Raw genomic sequence first — 913 nt, forward strand, 5'->3', positions numbered from 1 at the left:
TCGGAAAGCAGCTGGCGCGGACTGAATGGCTTGGCAATGTAACCATCGCACCCAGCAGCAAGGGCTTTCGCCTCGTCGCCCGACAACGCGTAGGAGGTGACGGCGATAATCGGAATGTGCCGGAGCGCCGGGTCGGCCTTGATGCGGCGGGCCGCTTCATACCCGTCGATCACCGGGAGCTGAATGTCCATGAGGATCAGGTCTGGCCTGTGCGCTCCGGCTGCAGCGATGCCGGCGGCGCCGTCGGCTGCCTCGATCAGTTCGTATTCGGTGGTGGCAATGAGATCGCGGATGATCTGGCGGTTGTCCTCGGTGTCTTCCACCATCAGGATTCGTTTGCTCATGCGGTCCTCACGTCCTCTTGCACCCGGATCGGTATCTTCAGGCGGAATGTCGACCCTGACCCGAACACGGACTCGACGTCTATGGTTCCGCCATGCATTTCGACGATGCGCTTCGAGATCGCCAGGCCAAGACCCGTACCGCCCTTCTGCCTGGTACTGCTGTTGTCGACCTGCTGGAATTCTTCGAAGATGAGAGCCTGGTCCTTGGACGCGATGCCGGGACCGGTGTCTCGGACGGTCATCTCGAAGTGCCCGTCGACCGCCTCGGCAAGAATGTCGACCGCACCCGTTTCGGTGAACTTGACGGCATTGCCTGCAAGATTGAGCAGGACCTGCGTCAAACGGCGTTCGTCCCCGCGGCCGATTGGAAGGTTCTCGGCAACAGTCGTTGAAAGCTCAAGACCCTTCGCTCGTGCCAGCGGTTCTACAGCCGTAACGGTCGATCGAACAATCTGCGCGACGGAGTAGTCCTCGATCGCCAGCTTGAGCTGGCCGGCTTCGATCTTGGAAAGGTCGAGTACGTCGTTGATGAGCCCGAGGAGGTGACGACCGTTTGCCTGCACGCGCGC

General features: G+C 61.1%; 2 protein-coding genes. Both read right to left on the reverse strand.

Annotation, left to right across the window (positions count from 1 at the left end):
* A partial coding sequence (locus NKK47_RS35030) for a response regulator (RefSeq protein ID WP_352579932.1) occupies window positions 1-344 on the reverse strand: 344 nt, incomplete at its 3' end.
* Window positions 341-913 (reverse strand): sensor histidine kinase (locus NKK47_RS35035; protein ID WP_352579933.1); only part of this gene is annotated, 573 nt, incomplete at its 5' end. The genes NKK47_RS35030 and NKK47_RS35035, both read right to left, overlap by 4 nt.

The organism is Mesorhizobium sp. M0019 (assembly GCF_040323975.1).
Taxonomy (GTDB): Bacteria; Pseudomonadota; Alphaproteobacteria; order Rhizobiales; family Rhizobiaceae; genus Mesorhizobium.